Source organism: Candidatus Clostridium radicumherbarum, assembly GCF_045310525.1.
Classification (GTDB): domain Bacteria; phylum Bacillota; class Clostridia; order Clostridiales; family Clostridiaceae; genus Clostridium_AT; species Clostridium_AT radicumherbarum.
Window position 1 is genome coordinate 1,924,209 of sequence record NZ_JBJHZY010000001.1, and the last position, 23,268, is coordinate 1,947,476.

The following is a 23,268-nucleotide window of genomic DNA, read 5'->3' on the forward strand; positions in this document are numbered from 1 at the left end:
GCATCTCCTTTTATATTACTTAAGTTACTATATTTTAAAAAAGCATCTTAAAAAATCAAAGTATAATGAAAGTAAGCGAAAATATATAAAATATGTGAAATGAGCATAAAGTGATAGCTAGAAGTTCTTAGTGAAAGAATAGCCACAAAGTCTTAGTGTTGTTCGTTTGTTTGAACGATAGTGAGTTTTACGAAAACACTTGGCTTTGAGGCTATTCTGAACTTAGAACTTCTTTCGTAGCGATCAGCTCATGGAACGTATTTTATATATTGTAGCAAATATTCATTATCATTTATTATTAAGATTTACTTATTATATTTGCTTTCCATTTAGTGAAAAGGATAAAGCTTCTGTTATTTCTACATTTACAAGCTTTCCTATACTATTAAAGTCCCCAGTAAAGTTCACCAATTTACTAGTTCTAGTTCTGCCCATTAGCTTTGTACTGTCATTTTTACTAGTTCCTTCTACTAATACCTCCACTACTTTGCCAAGGTATTCCTTATTTTTCTTTGCACTAATTTCATTAACTACACTTACCAGCCTATTAAATCTATCATGCTTAATATCATCAGGAATTTGTTCCTCCATTTCATCCGCAGGAGTTCCCTTTCTCTTAGAATAAATAAAGGTAAAGGCTGAATCATATTCAACTTTTTTAACTAAATCCAATGTCTCCAGAAAATCTTCTTCTGTTTCACCTGGGAAGCCAATAATTATATCAGTAGATAAAGCAACATTTGGTATAGCCTTTTTAATTCTATTTACTAAGTTAAAGTATTGTGCTTTATCATACCGTCTATTCATTTTTTTAAGTATATTAGTGGAACCAGATTGTACAGGAAGATGTATATGCTCACAGATCTTTTTAGACTTAGCAATAGTATTTATAACTTCCTCTGATAGGTCCTTTGGATGTGAGGTCATAAATCTTATTCTCTCTAAACCTTCAATCTTATCAAGTCTCTCAAGTAGTTTTGCAAAGCTAATATCTTCTCCCTGACCCTTACCATAAGAATTTACATTTTGACCAAGAAGGGTGATTTCCTTGTAACCTTTAGAAACCATGTCTTTAATTTCATTTTCGATGTCAGCTGCTTCCCTGCTTCTTTCTCTGCCCCTTACAAAAGGTACAATACAATAGGTACAAAAATTGTTGCAGCCATACATTATTGTTACAAAGCCTTTTATACTGCTTTCTCTGTCTACTGGTATACCTTCAACTATTTTTTCTTCCTTATTAACTATTTCTATTATGGACTTCCCTTCCTGCTTTACTCTATTTAAATACTCTGGAAACTTATATGCATTATGAGTCCCAAAAATAATATCTACAAATGGATATTTTTTAATAACGTTATCTGCAATTCCCTCCTGCTGCATCATACATCCACATACCGCTATTATTAGTCCAGGGTTTTTCTTTTTTAAATTTTTAAGTGCGCCTAGATTACCATATACCTTTAGTTCAGCATTTTCTCTAACACAGCAGGTATTAAATATTATAACGGAAGCTTCTTCCTTAATATCTGTTCTAACATAGCCTTGAGACTTTAACATACCTGATAGCTTTTCTGAATCCTCTTCATTCATCTGGCAGCCCCAAGTTTCTATAAAATATTTTAATTTAATTATATCATTCATCCTCTATCTCCTCAAAAATTTATGCATTTACAATATATTTTGATAAATTTATTTATATATATTGATTATATCATTAATATTATATATAATCTGAATAACTTTTTAAAGTATTTTTTATCCTCCTGGAAGTTCAATAAATAATGTTTAATTGGTAAATATTGTGAAGGATTTATTTCAAGAATTGTTAGAAATATAATTAATTTTTTAACAATTGAAATTTTAAAAACATTCTAAATTATTATTGAAACTATAACTTCATATTTGATATAATGATTGTAAGGGGATTAAACTAAATAAATTTTAACATACTAAACTTTGGGGGGTACCAATATGAATTTATGCTATGCAGAAAGAACTTCAAGTATAAAAGCTTCAGAAATTAGAGAACTCTTAAAATTAACAGAAATGCCTGATATCATTTCATTTGCTGGTGGACTTCCAGCACCAGAATTGTTCCCTATTGAGAAACTTGAAAGCATTACAACTAGAGTGCTTAGAGAAGATGGCCGCGCAGCACTGCAATACAGCACTACTGAAGGTTATGCTCCATTAAGAGAAATAATTGCAAAGCAAAGAATGCCAAAGGCAAGAGTAAAAGCTACACTAGATAATATAATGATTACTAGTGGTTCACAACAGGGTTTGGAATTTTCAGCAAAGATCTTTATTAATGAAGGTGACGTTATTATTTGTGAAAGTCCAAGTTATTTAGGAGCTTTAAATGCATTTAAGGCTTATCAGCCTAAATTTGTTGAAATTCCAATGGATGATGACGGCATGATTGTTACTGAACTTGAAAAGGCTTTAGAAGAAAATCCTAAAGCTAAAATGATTTATACAATACCTGATTTTCAAAACCCTAGTGGCAAAACAATGTCTATTGAGCGAAGAAAGCGTGTTGCTGAGCTTGCTAAGATATATAATATTCCCGTTATTGAAGATTGTCCTTATGGAGAACTTACCTTTGAAGGAGAACAATATCCATCTATAAAGAGTTTTGATGAAGATGGGTATGTAATATATTTAGGAACTTTTTCTAAAACTTTCTGTCCAGGGCTTAGAATTGGCTGGGTTTGTGCAGATATTGAAATTCTACAAAAATATATAATAGTAAAGCAAGGAGCAGATCTTCAATGCAGCAGCATAGCTCAAAGAGAAACTGCACTTTATATGCAGACTTATGATTTAGATGAGCATATAGCAAATATTAGGTCAATCTATAAAACAAGAAGAGATGTTATGCTTGATTCTATTGAAAAATACTTCCCAAAGGATGTAATTTTCACAAGACCTAAAGGCGGATTATTTACATGGGTTGAATTAAGAGAGGATTTAGACGCTGCAATAATATTAAAAGACGCCTTAGAAGAAAAGGTAGCTTATGTACCTGGCAGTTCATTCTATGCAAATGGTGACAGAGCAAATCATTTTAGATTAAATTACTCCTGCATGAACGAGAATCTCACCCTTGAAGGTATAAAAAGATTAGGTAGTGTCTTGAAAAAACATTATTAAGCATTATTTATTAAAAGGCCACCCCAGTAACAAAGATTAAATTTATCTAATGTCACTAGGGTGGCTCATTTATTTATTATATTCCCAGGTAAAAGTCTCGCCTATTACTTCAAAACCAAGCTTACTGTACATTTTTATAGCTGTTAAATTATCAGAAGATACCTTTAAGTTTACTTCCTTATATCCATTTTTTATTAATAAGTTCAATAAATACTTCATTAATAAGCTGCCTAGCCCTTTTCCCCTAAACTCTTTTAATATTCCTACATTCACAATTGTTGGCACATTATCGATTAATATAATTTGTCCATAACCTGCATATTCCTTATTGTATTTAGCAAATACTGCACCTTCTTCATAATAATAGCTCTGATATTCATCATACAGCATGTCATCAATGGTTAAAGGCATTCTATCATCATTTCTAAATACATCATTTTGAATATTACATCTTAATTCTTCTTGTTTTCCTTTTCGTAAAGCTTCAAATTCCACTTGTTTTTCAGGAAAGGTGTAGTTTAAATTATTAAGAGACATTTTCATATTTAAGGTACCCTTGCTTTTTTTAAAACCGATTTCAGTTAACACTTCAAAGTTATTTATGTTTTTTCTGCAATTATATATAAATTTATTACCCTTAAAAGAATTAAGAAGCAATCTATACTTATTTATTATATCCTCATTTCCATATACATACATAGAATTAATTATAAGTCTTCCATCTTCATTTTTAAAGGCCCATAAATAACCGTGTACCTTATTATTTTCTCTAATTATCCTCACCTTATTATGTATTAAAAGTTGTTTAAAAAAATTTAGCTCTTTGTAGTAATCCATAAAGTCTTCATTTAGTAAGTTAAATCTTAGTCTGTTGTCATTTATAAAAGTAAGATCTTTTAAGTATGTTTTATTAAATCCAATACATTCATACATATACAAATCCTCTTTAACTTCACTACTTCTTATTAATAATTAATTATATTATTTTTTAATTTAGTTATGCTTCAATTTTTAACATATTAAAAATAATGTTGATTGACAGTTTATTAGAAATTTTTCAGAGTAAACTGTATATCAACATTATTTTTAGATAACTATAGCCTAAGTTAAAATTTTAAACTTCTTCAGCTTCTTTAATGCTTAAGCCTATTTTTCTTGTTTCTTTATCTACATCTACAATTTTAGCTTTAATTTGTTCTCCAATTTTTAATACATCAGAAGGCTTATTAATTCTATCATGACTAATTTGGGATATATGTACTAAGGCATCAACTCCTGGTTCTAGTTCCACAAAAGCTCCAAAATTAGCAAATCTAACTACCTTCCCTAACACTATAGTTCCTACTGGATATTTTTCTTCAACGTTTTCCCAAGGATTTTCAGTAAGTTTTTTAATACTTAAGGATAACTTCTTTTCTTCTTTATTAGCATCTACAATTAATACTTCTACCTTCTGTCCAACCTTAAGAACATTAGCTGGTTTATCTACCTTTCCCCATGAAATTTCAGAAACATGAAGCAAACCATCTATTCCATTAACATCAATGAAAGCTCCAAATTGAGTTAGTCTTTTTACTTCACCAACTACTTTATCTCCTACGTTAATTGTTTTCCAAGCTTCTTCTTCCATTATATTTCGTTGAACTTTTAATATTTCACGTCTTGAACCAACAATTCTAGTATTTCTTCTTTCAGTTTTTAATTCTATTATCTTTATTTCGATTTCATTACCTATAAAACGCTCTAAATTATCTACATGGAATAATTCAATATGTGAAGCTGGTATAAATATTCTTACACCTTTATAACTTCCTATTAATCCACCAGTAACAGCTGATTTTACAATTACTTTTAGATTTGATCCATCTTCAAAAGCTTGTTTAACATCTTTAAAAGATTGTTCTCTTTCTATTTCAGTTTTAGATAAAACTACATATCCATCTGAATTATTTCTATTAATGACCTTTACTTCCACTTCATCTCCAGCCTTTAATACATCAATTAGGCTTACATTGCTTTCCTTAGTAACTTCTTCCTTTGGAAGTAAACCATCTGATTTATAGCCTATATTAACATAAGCTTCTTTTTCATTCACTGAAATAATAGTTCCTTTTACAACCTTTCCTACATAAATATGATTTTCATTTTGCTGCATAAATGCTAATTGTTCATTTACCTCATTATTCATTTCACTCATTTTATTAATTGCCTCCTTTATTATCCAATCAGGTGTTGAAGCTCCTGCTGTAACACCTATAGTATTGATATTTTTCCCAAGAAAATATTCCTTAGGTATTTCATTCCAATTCTCAACATGTATTGTATTGACGCAATATTTCTTGCATATTTCATAAAGCTTTGTAGTATTAGAACTATTATAGCCACCAAGTACAACCATCATGTCTACTTTCTTCGATAATTCTTCTACACTTTTTTGTCTCTCTTCTGTAGCATTACAAATTGTGTTGAAAGCCATAATTTCTTTACAATTCTTAAGTATATACTCTATTACATTCTCCCAATTCTCTTGTTTTTCTGTAGTTTGTGATACTACACAAACCTTTCTTGGAAGCTTACCTAGTTCCTCTTTAGTTTTAGCAATAATAGCTGTATTATTACACCAACCATTTATACCTATAACTTCAGGATGATTCTTATCTCCTACAATTACAATCGTAAAGCCTTTATCATAATATTCCTTAACTTTAAGTTGAATATTTGATACATAAGGACAAGTAGCATTAATTATATGTAGTCCTATTTCTTCAAGCTTTTTAAAGGTTTCAGGCGAAACACCATGTGAACGGATTATAATTACATCACCATTTTTTAACTCATTAATAGTATTTTCATCTACTGAATATATATCATTTTCTTCTAAAAACTTCACAACATCATTGTTATGAATTAACGGTCCTAAAGTGAATATTCTCTTATTATATTCCTTTTTGACCTTAATGGCCTCATCCACTGCCCTTTTAACTCCAAAGCAAAAGCCTGCCTTTTCTGCTAAAATAACTTTCATATTATTACTTAACTCTCCTCCTTTTTATTTCCTTCCAAAAAGCTTACAATATATTGTGACATTTTATCAACTACTTCATCAATACACATAAAAGAAGAATCTATTTCAATTGCATCCTCTGCTTTTCTTAAGGGATCAGTTTCTCTATGTGAATCTATGTAATCTCTTTTAATTATATCATTTAATATTTCATTAAAATCTACAATTATATCTTTCTCCATGAGTTCAGAGTACCTTCTCTTAGCTCTTTCTTCTGCAGAAGCAGTCAAAAAGAACTTAATGGGAGCATTTTTTAAAACCACTGTTCCAATGTCTCTTCCATCCATTACTACTGAGTACTTTTCTGCTATTTTTTGCTGAAGAGCTACAAGCTTGTGCCTAACTTCTGGAATAGCAGCATAGTTAGAAACGTTCTTGCTTATTAAAGGCAGATTTATTTCACTGTTTATATTTTCTCCATTGAGAATCAAGCTTTCATTTTGAAAATGCATTTCTAAATTATTCATTAGCTCCACTAAACTATCTTTTTCCTTGTAAGAAATGTTTTCATCTAAGGCTTTAAAAGTAACTGCTCTATACATAGCTCCAGTATTTATATACATTAAGCCAAATTTGTGAGCAACAATTTTAGCAATTGTACTCTTTCCTGCACCTGCTGGACCATCTATAGCTACTGAGAAATTCAATATTACGACCTCTTTTCAAAAATTAAATTAAGCCACTTTATTATATTCTATAAAAGATATTAAAATCCTTTAAGATTTTTAATTTATCAAATCTTGTCTAAGGATTTTTGCATTGTTTAAATATATATATTTTATTTCCTTATTCTTATCAATGTTAACATGTAGCATCACCCTAATGCATTTTTTTAGACTATTATTAACATCCATCTCATTAAAATGCATTATTGCAACTTTATTGAGCTCAAAGTGCTCTCTTATATATTTCCCTGGATAGGTGCTTTTAATATCCCCTGTACAGGAAAATATAATAGAAATAATATCTTTTGTTTCTATATCATTTTCTTTAATAATTTCATTAAATAATTCTATAGCAGCTTCTCTTACTTCATCTATATTGTCCTCATTTATCGTAGTTGCGCCTCTTATAGCGATCATTAATTCTCACCTACCTTGCTGCCTGCTATATATCCAGTTGACAAGGCTATTTGTATATTATAGCCCCCTGTGTAAGCATCCACGTCTATTACCTCACCAGCAAAATACATGTTATCAACTAATTTAGATTTCATAGTTGAAGGATCAATTTGCTTAGTATCAACTCCCCCAGCAGTGACAATTGCTTCCTCAATAGGTCTTAGTCCAAATATTTGCATTGAGAAATTTTGAAGTAAGAAAACAAGTCCTTTTCTTTCTTCCCTGGTAATTAGGTTTACCTTCTTTTCACCATCGATGCCCGCTAACTTAACTACTACGTTTATAAGCTTACTTGGCAATAAGTCATTTAGAGCATTTTTAAAGGCCTTATTAGTATACAGCATGAAATCCTTTTGAACTCTTTTATCAAGTTCTTCCTCACTTAATGCTGGCTTAAGATTAATAGAAGCACTTAAACTTAACTTATTGTTAATTGTACTGCTTGCACTAAGTACAAGTGGCCCAGAAATTCCATAATGGGTAAATAGCATTTCGCCAAATTCCTTAAAGATAACCTTTTTGTTTTTATTATTGATAATTTTAAGTTCCACATTCTTTAAAGATAAACCCTGCAGCTCCTTTACCCACTCATTTTCAATTACTATAGGTACTAATGAAGGCTTCGGCTCAATAATTTTATGTCCAAGCCTTTTTGCAAATAAAAGTCCATCTCCTGTGGAACCCGTTCTTGGATACGATAAGCCTCCTGTACAGAAAATAAAATAGTCTCCTTCAATAATAGAGCCGTCTTGAAGTTCTATGTGTATTATGACATTATCTTTTGCAAAAACACTTTTAACAGGAGAATTTAACTTTAAGGTAACTCCTTCTTTTATTAACTCATCTCTTAAAGCATTTATAATATCTGAAGACTTATCAGATTCAGGAAAAACCCTATCTCCTCTTTCAATTTTAAGTTTAACTCCAAGCCTTTTAAATAGATTCATAGTGTCTTCATTTGTAAAAGTATATAATGCACTATATAAAAAGTTGGGGTTACCAGGAATATAATCAAAAAATTCACTTATATCTTTTGCATTAGTAATATTACATCTTCCCTTGCCTGTAATAAAAAGCTTCTTGCCGATTTTTTCATTTTTTTCTACTAATATAACCTCATGCTTTTTAGCAGCTGTAATAGCAGCCATTATTCCTGCTGGTCCTCCACCAATTATAACTACTTTTGGCATTTTATCACCACCAATATACTTGTGGACTTATAATTAATAAATTTCTTTATGTTTATTCTATTTAAATATTTATCAAGGAAAATAAATATAAGCCCTATATTATAATGTAATATATTAAAGCGATTAATTCAATAACAATTGTTAAAACCAATAAACTAAAAAGAGAACCCATTGGGTTCTCTTTAAAAAGTTAATTTTAGTAATTTCCTTGAGCATGCATTGCATCTGCAACTTTTACAAATCCTGCTATATTAGCACCAGCTACTAGATTATAGCCAAATCCATAATCTTCTGAAGCTTTCTTACAATTGTTGTATATATTAACCATTATTTGATGCAACTTTTGATCTACTTCTTCAGCTGTCCATGCCATTCTCATGCTGTTTTGAGCCATTTCTAATGCTGAAGTTGCAACTCCGCCTGCATTAGCAGCTTTTGAAGGTCCAACAATAACACCATTAGCTTGGAAGTATTCAACTGCTTCATTTGTACATGGCATATTAGCAGCTTCACAAACAAATTTAACCCCATTTGCTACTATTTGTTTAGCTTGTTCTATTTTAATATCATTTTGAACTGCACATGGTATTATAATATCAGCTTTTACTCCAAATGGTTTTTCTCCTGGGAAGAACTCAACGCCATATTTATCAGCATAGTCTTTAACTCTTGCACCCTTATTAATATTTAGCATTTCTACCATATAGTCTATCTTTTCTCCAGTAACTCCGTTTGGATCATAGATATATCCATCTGGTCCTGATAAAGTAACAACTTTACCGCCTAACTGAGCAACCTTTGCGCAAACACCCCATGCAACATTACCAAAACCTGATACAACAACAGTTTTGCCTTCAAAACTTTCATTTTCATGTTTTAGCATTTCATTGCAGTAGTAGGAAACACCAAATCCAGTTGCTTCTGGTCTAATTAAGCTTCCGCCGTATGTTAATCCCTTACCAGTTAATACACCGTTTTCAAAGGAAGCCTTTATTCTTCTATATTGTCCGAATAAATATCCTATTTCTCTTCCACCTACGCCGATATCTCCAGCTGGAACGTCAACATTAGGTCCGATATGTCTATATAATTCAGTCATAAAGCTTTGACAGAATCTCATTATTTCATTATCAGACTTTCCTCTTGGATCGAAGTCTGATCCTCCCTTACCTCCTCCTATTGGAAGTCCAGTTAAGGAATTCTTTAAAACTTGTTCAAAACCTAAAAACTTAACTATACCAATATAAACTGATGGATGGAATCTTAAGCCGCCTTTGTAAGGTCCTATAGATCCATTAAATTGAACTCTAAATCCACGATTAACTTGTACCTTTCCTGCATCGTCTACCCATGGAACTCTAAACATAATTTGTCTTTCTGGTTCACAGAATCTTTCAAGAAGATTTTCTTCAATGTATTCTGGATGTTTGTCTAGAACAGGTGCAAGTGAACCTAAAACTTCCTCAACAGTTTGTAAAAATTCTGGTTCATTAGAATTTCTTTTCTTAACGTTTTCAATAACCTGTGCAATGTAGTCTTTAGAGTTTAATTTTTCGTTTGACATTATAAAATACCTCCTAAATGAATGTAATACTGCATTAACAAATGATAAATGAATGTTAAATTGCTTTCTTTATATACTATTCTATACGAATTGCAATATTCCTTCTTTTTTTTGAAAATATTTTAAAATTAAAAAGGAATTTTAAAGACCATTACTTTCTTCTTTATCAACATAAGAATATACCTGATATTCTTCCCAAATATTTTCTAAATCATTAAAGGTTTTTGATATTTTTTCTTTTTCCCTTAGTCCCACAGCAATTATTAAGGCATTAATAACGCTTAATGGAGCTACTAAGGAGTCTACAAAGGACGCCATATTACTTTGTGCTATTAAGGTATAATCTGCTTTAGAAGCAAGTGGTGATAAAAGACTATCTGTAATTGCAACAACCTTTGTTCCTCTATTGTGAGCGAAGTTTAAAGCTTCAATAGTCCTTGAGGCATATCTAGGAAATCCTATACCTATTACTAAATCATCTTCAGATACATTTAGTATTTGCTCAAATATATCACTTATACCATAGCCAACAACCTTTACGTTATCTAATATTAAATTTAAATAGAACCCAAGAAATTCTGCAATTGCTGTAGAACTTCTAAGTCCGATTATATATATCTTTTTAGCTTTAAAAATATTGTTTACCACTTCTTCAAAGGTTCTATTGTTTATTTTCTCTAAAGTAGCTCTTATATTTTCCATATCTGATTTTAATACACCCTTTAGAGCACTTTCTTCACTAACATAGTCATTAGATAATTCAATTCTCTGCACAGTTGTTAAACGTGTTTTAATAAGTTCCTGCAGCGCTTTTTGAAGCTTTGGATATCCACTAAATCCAAGTTCATTTGCAAATCTAACCACTGTTGATTCACTAACACCAACACTAATGCCTAGTTTTGCTGCTGTCATAAAGGCAGCCTTATCGTAATGTTTCAAAATATATTCTGCAATTAATTTTTGGCCTTTACTTAACCTAGGAAATTTCATTTGTATGGTTCTCATAAGGTCTTGTTTATTTTCTTCCATTTTATACATTCCTTCCTTTAAAAATTACATAAAAGTGCATGATTTATTTCATTTTAACATCTATTGCAAAATATATCAATACAACTTTCAATTGCTTATTATTTTTCCAATAAATTTTCAATTTCAAACTTCAGATTTTTCAATAAGCCTGTGCAAAATTATATTTTTTGATTTTTTTCAATTATCAATAACATAGGTGCTTTATTATTCCTATTAATAAAGGTATGAAGCATTGCACCAAATTCATTTTTAGGAAGTTCATTAACAAATTGCATAATTTTATCTCTTTCTTTTTCTCCTTCCTTATGTCCAATATATATAGATATACTTATAATTCCACCAGGTCTTAATATTTTAAGGGCTTGTTTCAAGCTTTCTATTGTAGCATCAGCTTTAGTTGTTATATTTTTATCACCACCAGGCAAATACCCTAGGTTATATATGACACAGTCAACCTCAACATCTATATATGTCAATATATTCTCATGTGAATCATTTATAATAGTTACATTTTCTTTTTTCCGTGCTCCATAACTTTCTGCAGCCGATTTTTGAATTTCAAAGCAAAATACTTGATTAAAGATGGTGCTTAGAAAATCAGTATCATATCCATTTCCTAAAGTTGCATCTACAGCTATTGCAAATTCAGAGCAATAATTCTTAATAATATTATGTGCTAAATTACTTAAGTCTCCAACATACCTATACACTACCTTACTCTCCTTAAATCTTAAGTTAAAATTGATAATAAAAGATTTTCTTTCTGGTTCTCTATAAACTTTTTAAATACTCCACCTCTGAATTACTTAAATATCTATAGCTTCCAAGCTTTAATTCACCAAGCTTAATTTTTCCTATTGATATTCTTTTAAGAGAAATAACAGGATGGTTTATAGCTTCGCACATTTTTCTGACCTGCCTGTTTTTACCCTCATGAATAATAATTTCAGCTGTAGAACTAGCCTTATCCCTCTTTATAATTTTAATTTCTGCATCTGCTGTAATATAACCTCCTATATCAACACCACTGCAGAACCTTTTTACTTCATCATTAGTAGGGAGGCCATGTATTTCTGCTATATAAACCTTTTTGACCTGCTGTCTGGGATGGATAACCTTATTATAAACCTCACCGTCATTTGTCAGTAATATTAAGCCTGATGTATCATAATCCAATCTTCCAATAGGGTATATTCTTTCTTTAACTTTAACTAGATCTAATATGGTTTTTCGACCTCTTTCATCTTGTACAGAAGAAATATATTTAATTGGCTTATTTAAAGCAATATACATCATATTCTCTTCTTTTTTTACTAACTTATTATCAACATATATATTATCTTTATCAATATCTATCTTATAACCAAGTTCAGTTACTACTACATCATTAACTCTAACTCTTCCGGAAACAATAATTTCCTCACTTTTTCTTCTAGACGCCACTCCACTTTCAGCCATAAACTTTTGAAGTCTTTCAAGCATAACATCACCTTCTTCATTTCATAATATTCTCTTCCATATTATAGACTATAAAAATAATATATCCAATAAAAAAATTGACACCTTTCTTTGGAATTTATAAAAGGAGTTATCCTTTTAGATTCCATTAATCTAGTGTCAATACCTTGATCTTTAAATATCAATAATTCTTTCCTTATAAGTATAGAGGTTCATTCGAAGGCCTCGCACAAAACCTATAACTGTAACCCCGGAAGTCTCGGCTATATTTAATGCTAAATCAGTTGGTGCAGAGTGAGAAGCTACAATTGGTATTCCAGCTTTTACTGCTTTTACTATTATATCAGAAGATATTCTTCCAGTAGTCAATAAAAATTTATTACTGCTAGCTATATTATTTACTAAGGCTTTCCCTATTACCTTATCTAAGGCATTGTGCCTTCCTATATCTTCTGTAAAAATAACAATTTCATCATTACTGCAGAGAGCGCAGCTGTGCACTCCTCCTGTTTGTTTAAAAAGTTCTGAGCTCTTATTAAATTCCTTCATTAATTTTATTATGCTCTTATAAGAAATCTTATTATTACTTCTAATTTCACTACTTAAGCCTAATTCTAAATATTCTATTTGTGTACTAGCATTGCCGCAGCCAGAGACTTTAGCTTTTATTCCCTCAAAATTAACTTTAATTTCATCTTTTAAAACAACGCAAACTCTATCTTCAAATTTTTCTTCAATACTTACAATATCATCAGTAGATGTAATTATACCTTCAGAAAAAAGATAGCCAACAGTAAGTTCCCTTAGGTCCATTGGTGTACACATCAATACTGTATATAGCTCATAATTAATATATATTTTTAGAGGCATTTCACTAACTATAAAGTCTAAAGTATCCTCATATAACTTATTACTTATCTGTCTTATTTTTATCTCCTTTTTAATCTGAAGTGCCATTTATCCCTCCATAAAAGAACTTTCTAGAAATTCAAGATCTGATTTATAATTTAAATTAGTAAAAATATTCATGTTCTTAGAATATTTTCTTACTTTCTCTTCTTTAACATAATGCAAATTGCATTTATTAATAACCTGAAAGAGTTTAAAATTATTATTATTAAGTTCTTTTTCAAAAACAGAAAGCATTTCCTTAGAATAAAAGGCATATAATGGTTCAATGAGGCCAGAATTATAGGAGGCAACCCCTTTAAAGCTTTGCTTTTTTAATAAACCCATCATATATTTTATATAATCTAAATTTATAACAGGCATATCACAGGCAGTTACAAAAACATACTTACTATCAGCATGATTTAAAGCTGTATAAATTCCTCCTAAGGGTCCTGAATTTGGTATTATATCTTCTATTACCTTATATCTAATATTTTTAAACTTATTTTTGTCATTAGATATTAAAATTACATTTTCAAAAACCTTATTTAATTGTTCTGAAATAATTTCTATTAATAATTTGCCATTAACTCTGACTTCACATTTATCAAAGCCCATTCTGCTGCTTTTTCCACCACATAAAATAGCTGCTGTTCCAAAGTCTTTCAAAGGTTTACCTCCTCATCCTCTAAAATTCAGGTGGTAATGTAAGCATTTCCTCATAATTAAAAACAGGTCCATCAATACACATATACTTGCTTCCAACTTTACAGTGCCCGCATTTACCTATACCACATCGCATGTGGGTCTCTAGAGAGGTATATATATCTGTGCCTTTCATTCCTAAATTTATTAAATCCTTAGCAACAGCTTTAATTCTTCTTGGAGATGCACAGATTATTGCCGAAGTATTATTCCAATTGAGCCCTAAATCAGGTAGTAAGTCATTAATATAGCCTACATGAGCATTTACCTTGGTTGTAGCATTGCTTAAGGCATAAAGTACCTTAACCCCATCTATATTACTCCATGAAATTAAGTCATCTTTATAAACTAAGTCTTCATAGGACATGGCACTCCCTATAATAACAACCTTTCCAAAGTCCTGCCTGTTTTCAATTATCCGTAATATCATGGTTCTTACAGGTGCAAGGCCAACACCACTACCGATTATAATTATATCTTTGCCTTTAAATAAGTCATAATCAAAACCTTTACCAAATGGGCCTCTTAAGCCTACCTTATCTCCTATTTTCATTTCATGTATGGCATTAGTTACTTTACCGGTTTTTTTAATACAAAAATCAAAATATTCTTCTGAGCTTGGAGAAAATGGAATTGAAATTGCTATTTCTCCCACCCCAAAAACCGTTATTTCAAAAAATTGTCCTGTAAATTTAAAATTCTCATGCAAAGATTTATCCTCATATTGCATAATAAACCTTTTAATATTCTTAGTTTCTGGAATGATATCTGTAATAACCGCAACTTGCGGAGTATAAACACTTTCGCAGTTATTATCATGATGCAGTAGATGTTTATCTTCCTCAATTTTTTCAGAAGGTATTTCTATATTGCTTTTTTCAGCCAAAGTATTAATAATACCAACAATATTTATATTTGCAGGGCAAACATTGATACACCTTCCACAACCTGTGCAGCCCTTCATACTAAACTTTTCCTCAATGTATTTCATTTTATCATATATTCTGTATCTTACCCTTGATACCTTATTTCTTGGATTATGCTCACCAGCATTTCTAGTAAAAGAATCACTTTGACAAGAATCCCAGTATCTTACCCTGCACCCGCTGCAGCTATCAGTATTTTCTTCAACCACATTAAAGCATGTGCATGTTGGACACATATTTGTGCAGCCTGTACATCTTACACAATCCTTCGATATTTCTTCCCACAAAGGATCATTAAAGTTTTCTTCTAAGAGCTTATGAATATTTTTCTTTGTAAGCTTTAGCTTAAATTTCTTATTTACTTCATTAAGTAATTCAGCCTTTTGGTCAGCATAATTTTCATCAATATTAAAAAATATTGAAGCTCCAAGTTTTATTAATTCTTCTCCCTTATTGCTGCCTATTTCAACCATATATATATCGTTGATTTCTGTAAAAAGAATATCGTAGCCAGAGCTAGCAAATGGTCCAATACCCATTGATTTGCAAAAGCAGTTTTCTCCTACTTCAGTACAATTCACAGCAGCAAAATAAGCTGTTTCTCTGTTTTTTTCGTAAGCTTCATCCTTATAACCTTCAAGAAAGAACTTATCCATATATGCTATACCATAGGCATCACAGGCTCTAATTCCAAAAAATAATCTTTTCCTTTTATTATTGCTTGTAAAGTTATCAACCTGTATATCTTTACCTTTAAGCTTCCAATTAAATAATTTCTCCTTTTGTTTAAAAATATATTCTTTTACTGGGAAAGGAAAATTTATATAATCTAAAGTTAGTTTATCTTCATCAAAGGGTAGAAGCATAACTTGTCCTTCTTCATCTTGCGGTGCATAAACTTCAAATGCATTAGACCAAAGCTTTAATAATTTTTTTATATCTTCTTTTTTTACAGCAAGCATTTATTTCACCTCTTCAATTCTCACAGCACAAACTTTAAATTCTGGAATTTGGACAGTTGGGTCTATGTTTTTACCAACTAGCTTGTTAACAGCTGACTCATAAAAATGAAAGGGAATAAATACTACACCTTCCATAATATTTTCAGTAATTCGAACCTCGATAATAATTTCTCCAATTCTAGAAGTTACCCTTACCTTTTTCCTATTTCTTAGTCCAAGCTTTTCAGCATCATTGGGGTTTACTTCCATAAACCCTATTGGATATTCTCTATCTAAAGCCCATGCTCTCCTAGTCATTGTGCCAGTATGATAGTGATGAAGTAATCTACCCGTTGTTAAAATATAAGGATACTCCTCAGTAGGAAGCTCACTTGATGGAGCGTAATTATTTATAGTAAATCTTCCAAGTCCTCTTGAAAACTTGCCTTTATGCAAAAACTTTGTTCCAGGATGATTTATATCAGGGCATGGCCACTGAAGGCCTTCCTTTTCAAGTCTTTCGTAAGTAATACCTCCATAGCTAGGAACTAACCCTCTCATTTCTTCCATTATGTCCGAAGGAGAAGAATAATCTGCCTGTCCTCCTAAAGCTCTGATAATTTCACATAGTATTCTCCAGTCCTCTTTACTATCTCCAATTGGGCTTATTGCTTTTCTAACCCTTTGAACTCTTCTTTCAGTGTTTGTAAAAGTGCCATCCTTTTCCATAAAGCTTGTACCAGGAAGTACAACATGGGCAAGTTTTGCTGTTTCAGTCATAAAAATATCTGAAACTACTAATAGCTCTAAGCTTTCTAAAGCCTTTTTAACATGATTTATATCTGGATCTGAAAGCATAGGGTTTTCAGCCATAATAAAAAGCGATTTTATACTCCCTTCAATGGCTCCATCCATCATTTCCCCAATAGTTCTGCCTGCTTTTGAAGCAAAATCCTTTCCCCAAACTAAAGAAAATTTATCATGAATTTTTTCATCAATTAATGCTTGATAACCTGGTAAAACATCTGGAAGTGCTCCCATATCACAGGCCCCTTGAACATTATTTTGCCCTCTAAGAGGATTTATTCCTGTCGATTCTCTGCCTATCTGACCGGTTAGTAAAGATAGATTAGCTAGTGCCCCTACACTTTTGGTACCAGTAATATGCTGAGTTATTCCCATGGCATAAACTATAGAAGCTTTTCCTGCCTTGGCATATAATCTTGCTATTTCTCTAATAGTTCCTTCGGGAACTCCAGAAATAGCGGCTACCTTCTCAGGTGTGTATTCTTTAATTGATGGCTTAAATTCCTCAAAGCCTTCAGTTAAATTATTTATAAACTCTTCATTAATTAAATTCTCGTTTACTATTACATTTAAAATTCCATTAATAAAAGCTAAATTGCTTCCTGGAATAATTGGTGCATATATATGGGCATATTCTGCTAGAGGTATTTTTCTAGGATCAGCAACAATTAACTTAGCTCCTTTATTTTTAACTGCATTTATTATTCTCACGCTGATTAAAGGGTGCTGCTCTGTTGTATTAGACCCTATTACAAAAATTACTTCTGCATCTTCCAACTCATCAATTGTATTTGTCATTGCTCCACTTCCAAATGCTGCAGCTAAACTAGCTACTGTTGGGCTATGTCAGAGGCGGGCACAATGATCAATATTATTACTTTTTATTATTGCACGAGCTAATTTTACCATTAGATAATTTTCTTCATTGGTACACCTTGCTGAAGATAACATTCCTATAGCTTCAGGTCCTTTTTTTTCAATAATATTTTTATAGGAATTGCTTATAAAAGAAATAGCACTATCCCAAGAAACCTCTTTAAAGCTTCCATCAGTTTGTCTAATTAGAGGCTTAGTTAATCTATCCTTGTGATTTACAAAGCTGTAGCCCTGCCATCCTTTAACGCAAAGTTTACCCTTGCTCACTGGATGATCATTCTTTGGTGTTACCCCAATTATCTCATTATCATCAACGTTTAAATAAAAATTACAACCGCAGCCGCAATAACCACATGTAGTAAGGACCTTCTTCATTTCACTTCCCCCCAAATAAATCATTTAATTAATCTACAATAATTATTTCATCTCCAGGTTTTATAAAGCCTTCTGATAAAACTCTTGTAAATATACCCTCTCTCGGCATTATACAATCCCCAATAAGATTACGAATCTCACAGCCAAAGTGGCACTCCTTGCCTATTTGTGTAACTTCCATAAGTACCTCACCTATCTTTAGCTTGCTGCCAACAGGAAGTTCATAAAGTACAATACCTTCAGTGGTAAGGTTTTCAGCAAATTTACCTGAGCATAGTCCCTTTGCCCCGAGTTTCTTCATCTTTTCTATACTTTCCATCCCTAAAAGACTTACCTGCCTGTGCCATTTACCTGCATGGGCATCACCTTCAAGGCCGAAATCCTCTATAAAATGTCCTTTTTCGATAGGATGTTTTATAACCCCTTTTTTTTCACTAATATTTACTGCTAATACTTTTGCCATAGTAACCCTTCTTTCATATATTTACTATTTTCCCAATATTGGAGTAATCATATCCGCCTAATTTATCAAGCTCATTTTTAAAACCTTCACTTTTTATTACTTCTATAAATTCTTTAATACTGTCTGAATTTAGAAACTCCTTTGGCACTGCAAAATCATATTCTTCATTTCCAAGTGGTATGAAATCTAAGCCCATAAGCTTTGCTGCAGAATATATTCCTAATCCACAATCTGCATCCTTTGCAGCTACAGCTGCTGCAATACTTAAATGTGTGTACTCTTCTCTATCATAGCCACTAATATCTTTAGAATTAATATTTAATTTCTTTATGTTATAATCAAGAAATAATCTTGTTCCAGAGCCCCTTTGCCTATTAATAAAACGTACCTTCTTTGATACAATATCTTGAAGGGACTTTAAATTTAAAGGATTATCTTTTAACACCATTATCCCCTGTATTCTGTTAACTCCTTTAATAATGGCAATGTTCTTGTCTCCTAAATACTTCTTAATATATGAAATATTATATTCTCCGCCTTCCATATCAAGCAGATGTATTGGTGCTATGTGAGCTTCACCAGATTTAAGTGCCATGATTCCTCCCATGCTTCCAACGTGAGCAGAAGAAAGAAAATATTTACTTGTTTTTAGATGTAATAAGTCTGCTGCAGTGTCAATTATTGGGTCATGGCTTCCTATGCAGACAATGGTATTTCTTATGTGTTCTTCTGTTTTTAAAAGCTTTATATTAACCTTTGAACCTGCCTCAATACCTTCTATGTTTTGAGGGATCTCTAAAACCCCATCTGCATTTACTAGAGACATAGTAGCCCCTGCACCCCTATTTAATGGAGTTGCTATAATCTTATCTCCAACATATCCTAGCTTTACTCTTACAAATTCCAAATATTTTAAAGATGACATCACTCTTCTTGAAAGAGTAGCTTGAATTATTTTTATTTCTTCGGATTGTATCCCTAAAAATCCCTTAATTACTTTCTTACAGATGTTTTCCATAATAAAATATGCTGAAACAGGAAAACCTGGTATACCAACTATAGGCTTTTCCTTAATGCTTCCTAATATTGCTGGCTTTCCTGGTTTTATAGCAATACCATGAATATCTACGCTGCCAAGCTCTTTAATGATCTCATAAGTGTAGTCTTCTCTACCTGCAGATGATCCAGCATTTATTAAAACCATATCACATTCTTCAATAGCTTTAAGGGCAGCTTTCTTAATTAATTCATAATCATCCTTAACTATATTATATCTTCTTGGGATCCCTCCCCATTCCTCAATCATGGATGAGAATACCCTTGAATTAAACTCAATAATATCTCCAACCTTTAAGTCGGTTTTTGGTTCTACTATTTCTGTTCCTGTAGGAATAATCCCAATAACTGGCCTTTTATATACTTCAATTTCATTTACACCACCAGCCAGCATAGCACCAATATCAACAGGCCTAATAGTATGTTTTGATGGAATGATAAGTTGACCTTCTACTATATCTTCACCTAAAGGCCTTATATTCTGCCATGGAGCAGCACTTTTATAAATCAGCACCTTGTCTTTTGAAATTTTAATAAGGTCCTCCACCATAATTACTGAGTCATACTCTTTTGGTATGGGATCGCCAGTATCAACAACTAAATAATCCTTTCCCTCAATTAGTTCTATTTGATTTCTATCTGATGCCTTAAAAGTTTTACTGCTTAAAGTTGCTATTCCATCCATGGCAGAACTATTATAAAAGGGGGAAGAAATCTTTGAGTAAACAGGTGAGCTTACTACCCTTGACCTAGAATCTATAGTATTAATAATCTCTTTTTGACTTTCTAGGTTTCCAAGCTTACTAATATATAATTTTACAGCCTCATCCAGTTCAATATTTGTTAAAAAAACCTTCTGCGCCATGTCTACTCCTCCATTTTTTCTTTTTATCCCTATGTTAGTTGTTTTAAAGTTTATACACTTCTATTTTTTCTCCTTTATATAAGCCTTCCACATCTTTATTAATTCTTATATAACCATAAGCTCTAGAAAAAGCTGTGATTATTCCCGACTTTCCAAATACAGGATATGCTATAACTTTATCATTTTCTTTTCTAAGTGAAACTGGTAGATATTCTTCTCTACCCATAGCTTTATGATAGTTAATACTCATTTCAGCAGCAATTCCGTACTCTTCTTCCTTTAACTTCATTAGTTTATCTATATAGTCTTTAACTAGTATTTTATAGACAACTGAAGCTGCTAGAGGATGCCCCGGAAGGCCAAATACTATTTTTTCATAAGCTTTCCCAACAATTGTTGGTTTCCCTGGTTTTATGGCCATTCCATGTACCAATACCCCGCCATTATCATAGGAATCTATAACCTTTAAAGTATGATCCTTTTTACCTACTGAGCTTCCACCTGAAATTAGAACTATATCACACTCTTTTAAAGCTTTATCTACTATATTCCTTAAAAGCAAAAATTCATCTTTTACAATTCCATAACTTATTGGAATACCACCATCTTGCTTTATTAAACTGTATAGCATATAAGTATTTATATCTCTAATCTCTCCTAATTTAGGATCAGTTTCAATTGAAACGATTTCATCACCTGTAGATATTATTGCAACTTTTGGCTTCTTATAAATATTTACTTCCTTTATACCTTGAGCAGCTAATACACCAATTTCATAGGGTCTAAGCCTTTGTCCATCTTTTACAACTATATCACCAATGGACACATCCTCACCTATTTGTACAACATTTTCTCCCGGTGCAGATTGTTTGTTAATAAGAATTGTTTTATCATCTAATCTATCGCAATATTCCAGCATAACTACGCTGTCAGAACCCTGAGGAAGCATACCGCCAGTAGGTACATAGGAACATTCTCCTGCATTATATATTTCACTTTCAGGACTTTTTCCCATAATTATTTCTTCTATTAATTCCATTATGGCCGGCATGGACTCGCTTGCACCAAAAACATCTCTAGAATTTACTGCGAAACCATCTACTGTTGATCTTCTAAAGTTTGGAATGTCTAAGTTAGCTTTTATATCTTTTGAACAGATTCTATTTACCGAATCTAAAAGGGAGACGGTTTCTGACTCCAATTTATAGGCAAATTCCCTATTTATTAAAGCTCTTACTTCTTCTGTTGTCCTAACGCTTAAAAGCTCCATAATTTAACCCCCTATAGCATTAAAAAAGCTTCTATAAGCTGCAAAATATAATTTTATGATACCCCCTAGGCCATATCATGTCAATAATTGACAAAATTTTAATTAATCAAACCAAGAAATATTTCCCAGGTAATGGAAATATAAATATAAAATCAGTGCAGCTCCACTTAACCTTACTTACATAATATACAGAGCTGCACTGACTTATTCTTCCCATAGATCTTTAGTTAAAAGCTCAATTCCCTTTTTCTTCTTTAAAGTTTCATTAATACCTATTTGTATATTGTCCCCATCAATAATGAGTACATCTCCCTCTTTTGCCTCTTTAGGAATTAAGAGCCTTTTGATATTAATCATAGTGCCATCTTCTTTTTCACAGACGGCAAAACCCTCTTCAAATCTATCAATTACTGCTTCCATTTTTATAATCCCCCGGCTTTGTATTAAAACTTATATTTTTACCATCTGACAGGCATATAATCGTACCACTTTCATCAGTTCTATAGAGTTTTATATTCTTTGCTTGAAGCCTTTGCATTACTTCTTTATGAGGATGACCATAATCATTTTTTACGCCGCAGCTTACAACTGCATATTTAGGATTAACTTTATTTAAAAAATCCAAAGATGTAGAGGTATGGCTTCCATGATGACCAAGTTTAAGGACATCAGCACTTAAATCCAAGCCTTTATTAATCATATCCTTTTCATTTGAAACTTGAGCATCTCCTGTAAATAAGAATTTATTATTTCCAAAGGTCACCTTCAAAACTATTGAATAGGTATTCAAATCGCCGCTTACTGTATTTATTGGACCTAATATATTACAATTTGCATCTCCAAGCTTGAAATTAGTACCTACTACAGGCACTTTTGCTTTTAAGCCCTTTTTATTCATGGCAGTAACTACGTCTTTAAAGGTTTTAGTGTTAGTTGTAACCTTTGACATATATATAGTTCCTATATTTAAGCTGTTAATGATAGCATCTGCGCCTCCAATGTGATCCTCATGGGGATGAGTAAGTATAAAGTAATCCAGCTTTTTAATGTTTTGTGACTTTAGGTAATTTATTAAAGTTTCAGTAGAATCGTTAGTTCCAGCATCAATTAACATATTTTGGCTTCCCTGCTGCACTAGTATACTGTCACCTTGCCCCACATTAATATAATGAACCTTTAGTTTGCCATTTACTGTAACCAAGGATGAAGTTTCTTTTACAGAATTATCATTGCTTTGAGAATCAAGCTTTGAATTAGTGCTGTTAGATACATCTCCACTTATTGCACTTTTTGAATTATTAGTACTGCAGCCAGATAGCAGTATTAACATAGATAATAGAAGCATTAAAATATGCCTTTTATAGATAAATGTACTTTTATTCACTTATTTCCCCCAGCCTTCTTAATATTATAATAATATCTTACTACAATTCCTTGAAATTGTAACGATTCATTTAGAAGAAAATAAATTACTAAAAAATATATTTTTATGTATGATAGTTTAAAGG

The 23,268-nt window shown here is 31.6% G+C and carries 20 protein-coding genes; 1 reads left to right on the forward strand and 19 read right to left on the reverse strand.

Annotation, left to right across the window (positions count from 1 at the left end; all coding sequences use genetic code 11):
• Positions 1-312 precede the first annotated feature (312 nt).
• On the reverse strand, positions 313-1,644 hold the full coding sequence (gene miaB, locus ACJDUH_RS09325) for a tRNA (N6-isopentenyl adenosine(37)-C2)-methylthiotransferase MiaB (RefSeq protein WP_406764881.1): 1,332 nt from the start codon (positions 1,642-1,644) through the stop codon (positions 313-315).
• A 330-nt stretch (positions 1,645-1,974) separates the two neighbouring features.
• Between miaB and ACJDUH_RS09330 the strand changes: the two genes are divergently transcribed.
• A complete protein-coding gene (locus ACJDUH_RS09330) occupies positions 1,975-3,159 on the forward strand; it encodes an aminotransferase-like domain-containing protein (RefSeq protein ID WP_406764882.1) in 1,185 nt (394 codons plus the stop codon).
• 69 nt (positions 3,160-3,228) lie between these two features.
• On the opposite strand, the gene ACJDUH_RS09335 is transcribed toward ACJDUH_RS09330, so the two are convergent.
• The 18 genes from ACJDUH_RS09335 to ACJDUH_RS09420 all read right to left on the reverse strand — a co-directional run bounded on the left by ACJDUH_RS09335 (position 3,229) and on the right by ACJDUH_RS09420 (position 23,144).
• Positions 3,229-4,092 carry a GNAT family N-acetyltransferase gene (locus ACJDUH_RS09335; RefSeq protein ID WP_406764883.1) on the reverse strand — a complete coding sequence of 288 codons (864 nt, stop codon included), beginning with the start codon at positions 4,090-4,092 and terminating at the stop codon, positions 3,229-3,231.
• A 181-nt stretch (positions 4,093-4,273) separates the two neighbouring features.
• Positions 4,274-6,184, reverse strand: a complete 1,911-nt coding sequence (locus ACJDUH_RS09340) for a bifunctional 4-hydroxy-3-methylbut-2-enyl diphosphate reductase/30S ribosomal protein S1 (protein WP_406764884.1) — start codon at positions 6,182-6,184, stop codon at positions 4,274-4,276.
• Between the two features lie 8 nt (positions 6,185-6,192).
• Entirely contained in the window at positions 6,193-6,870 is a 678-nt protein-coding gene (gene cmk / locus ACJDUH_RS09345) for a (d)CMP kinase (protein ID WP_406764885.1), read from the reverse strand.
• Between the two features lie 78 nt (positions 6,871-6,948).
• Positions 6,949-7,305 (reverse strand): chorismate mutase, encoded by a 357-nt coding sequence (aroH, locus tag ACJDUH_RS09350; RefSeq protein WP_406764886.1) that lies wholly within the window; start codon positions 7,303-7,305, stop codon positions 6,949-6,951.
• Positions 7,305-8,534, reverse strand: coding sequence for a BaiN/RdsA family NAD(P)/FAD-dependent oxidoreductase (locus ACJDUH_RS09355; protein ID WP_406764887.1), 1,230 nt, complete (start codon positions 8,532-8,534; stop codon positions 7,305-7,307). The genes aroH and ACJDUH_RS09355 overlap by 1 nt, the downstream gene beginning before the upstream one ends.
• 196 nt (positions 8,535-8,730) lie before the next feature.
• Positions 8,731-10,098, reverse strand: a complete 1,368-nt coding sequence (gdhA, locus tag ACJDUH_RS09360) for an NADP-specific glutamate dehydrogenase (protein WP_406764888.1) — start codon at positions 10,096-10,098, stop codon at positions 8,731-8,733.
• A 141-nt stretch (positions 10,099-10,239) separates the two neighbouring features.
• The gene (locus ACJDUH_RS09365) at positions 10,240-11,127 is read right to left on the reverse strand and encodes a MurR/RpiR family transcriptional regulator (protein ID WP_406764889.1); all 888 of its coding nucleotides are present in this window, start codon (positions 11,125-11,127) and stop codon (positions 10,240-10,242) included.
• 158 nt (positions 11,128-11,285) lie between these two features.
• On the reverse strand, positions 11,286-11,837 hold the full coding sequence (gene mnmM, locus ACJDUH_RS09370) for a tRNA 5-(aminomethyl)-2-thiouridylate-methyltransferase MnmM (protein ID WP_406764890.1): 552 nt from the start codon (positions 11,835-11,837) through the stop codon (positions 11,286-11,288).
• Positions 11,838-11,898: 61 nt separating this feature from the next.
• The gene (locus ACJDUH_RS09375; protein WP_406764891.1) at positions 11,899-12,609 is read right to left on the reverse strand and encodes a pseudouridine synthase; all 711 of its coding nucleotides are present in this window, start codon (positions 12,607-12,609) and stop codon (positions 11,899-11,901) included.
• Between the two features lie 150 nt (positions 12,610-12,759).
• Positions 12,760-13,542, reverse strand: coding sequence for a formate dehydrogenase accessory sulfurtransferase FdhD (gene fdhD, locus ACJDUH_RS09380; protein ID WP_406764892.1), 783 nt, complete (start codon positions 13,540-13,542; stop codon positions 12,760-12,762).
• A complete protein-coding gene (locus ACJDUH_RS09385; RefSeq protein ID WP_406764893.1) occupies positions 13,543-14,145 on the reverse strand; it encodes a molybdenum cofactor guanylyltransferase in 603 nt (200 codons plus the stop codon).
• Positions 14,146-14,164: 19 nt separating this feature from the next.
• Positions 14,165-16,069, reverse strand: a complete 1,905-nt coding sequence (locus ACJDUH_RS09390; protein ID WP_406764894.1) for a 4Fe-4S dicluster domain-containing protein — start codon at positions 16,067-16,069, stop codon at positions 14,165-14,167.
• Positions 16,070-18,130 (reverse strand): formate dehydrogenase subunit alpha, encoded by a 2,061-nt coding sequence (gene fdhF / locus ACJDUH_RS09395; protein WP_406764895.1) that lies wholly within the window; start codon positions 18,128-18,130, stop codon positions 16,070-16,072.
• 4 nt (positions 18,131-18,134) lie between these two features.
• On the reverse strand, positions 18,135-18,569 hold the full coding sequence (locus tag ACJDUH_RS09400; protein WP_406764896.1) for an MOSC domain-containing protein: 435 nt from the start codon (positions 18,567-18,569) through the stop codon (positions 18,135-18,137).
• A gap of 13 nt (positions 18,570-18,582) precedes the next feature.
• The gene (locus ACJDUH_RS09405; RefSeq protein WP_406764897.1) at positions 18,583-20,490 is read right to left on the reverse strand and encodes a molybdopterin biosynthesis protein; all 1,908 of its coding nucleotides are present in this window, start codon (positions 20,488-20,490) and stop codon (positions 18,583-18,585) included.
• Positions 20,491-20,533: 43 nt separating this feature from the next.
• Positions 20,534-21,760, reverse strand: coding sequence for a molybdopterin molybdotransferase MoeA (locus ACJDUH_RS09410; protein ID WP_406764898.1), 1,227 nt, complete (start codon positions 21,758-21,760; stop codon positions 20,534-20,536).
• Between the two features lie 204 nt (positions 21,761-21,964).
• Positions 21,965-22,180 (reverse strand): DUF3006 domain-containing protein, encoded by a 216-nt coding sequence (locus ACJDUH_RS09415; RefSeq protein WP_406764899.1) that lies wholly within the window; start codon positions 22,178-22,180, stop codon positions 21,965-21,967.
• Positions 22,164-23,144 carry a ComEC/Rec2 family competence protein gene (locus ACJDUH_RS09420; protein ID WP_406764900.1) on the reverse strand — a complete coding sequence of 327 codons (981 nt, stop codon included), beginning with the start codon at positions 23,142-23,144 and terminating at the stop codon, positions 22,164-22,166. Before ACJDUH_RS09420 ends, ACJDUH_RS09415 begins: the two co-directional genes overlap by 17 nt.
• Between the last annotated feature and the right edge of the window lie 124 nt (positions 23,145-23,268).

Bases quoted from the DNA above. Each gene is read 5' to 3' on its own strand.
- miaB (WP_406764881.1), bottom strand. From the start codon at position 1,644: ATGAATGATATAATTAAATTAAAATATTTTATAGAAACTTGGGGCTGC.
- ACJDUH_RS09330 (WP_406764882.1), top strand. From the start codon at position 1,975: ATGAATTTATGCTATGCAGAAAGAACTTCAAGTATAAAAGCTTCAGAA.
- ACJDUH_RS09335 (WP_406764883.1), bottom strand. From the start codon at position 4,092: ATGTATGAATGTATTGGATTTAATAAAACATACTTAAAAGATCTTACT.
- ACJDUH_RS09340 (WP_406764884.1), bottom strand. From the start codon at position 6,184: ATGAAAGTTATTTTAGCAGAAAAGGCAGGCTTTTGCTTTGGAGTTAAA.
- aroH (WP_406764886.1), bottom strand. From the start codon at position 7,305: ATGATCGCTATAAGAGGCGCAACTACGATAAATGAGGACAATATAGAT.
- ACJDUH_RS09355 (WP_406764887.1), bottom strand. From the start codon at position 8,534: ATGCCAAAAGTAGTTATAATTGGTGGAGGACCAGCAGGAATAATGGCT.
- gdhA (WP_406764888.1), bottom strand. From the start codon at position 10,098: ATGTCAAACGAAAAATTAAACTCTAAAGACTACATTGCACAGGTTATT.
- ACJDUH_RS09365 (WP_406764889.1), bottom strand. From the start codon at position 11,127: ATGGAAGAAAATAAACAAGACCTTATGAGAACCATACAAATGAAATTT.
- ACJDUH_RS09375 (WP_406764891.1), bottom strand. From the start codon at position 12,609: ATGCTTGAAAGACTTCAAAAGTTTATGGCTGAAAGTGGAGTGGCGTCT.
- fdhD (WP_406764892.1), bottom strand. From the start codon at position 13,542: ATGGCACTTCAGATTAAAAAGGAGATAAAAATAAGACAGATAAGTAAT.
- ACJDUH_RS09390 (WP_406764894.1), bottom strand. From the start codon at position 16,069: ATGCTTGCTGTAAAAAAAGAAGATATAAAAAAATTATTAAAGCTTTGG.
- ACJDUH_RS09400 (WP_406764896.1), bottom strand. From the start codon at position 18,569: ATGGCAAAAGTATTAGCAGTAAATATTAGTGAAAAAAAAGGGGTTATA.
- ACJDUH_RS09405 (WP_406764897.1), bottom strand. From the start codon at position 20,490: ATGGCGCAGAAGGTTTTTTTAACAAATATTGAACTGGATGAGGCTGTA.
- ACJDUH_RS09410 (WP_406764898.1), bottom strand. From the start codon at position 21,760: ATGGAGCTTTTAAGCGTTAGGACAACAGAAGAAGTAAGAGCTTTAATA.
- ACJDUH_RS09415 (WP_406764899.1), bottom strand. From the start codon at position 22,180: ATGGAAGCAGTAATTGATAGATTTGAAGAGGGTTTTGCCGTCTGTGAA.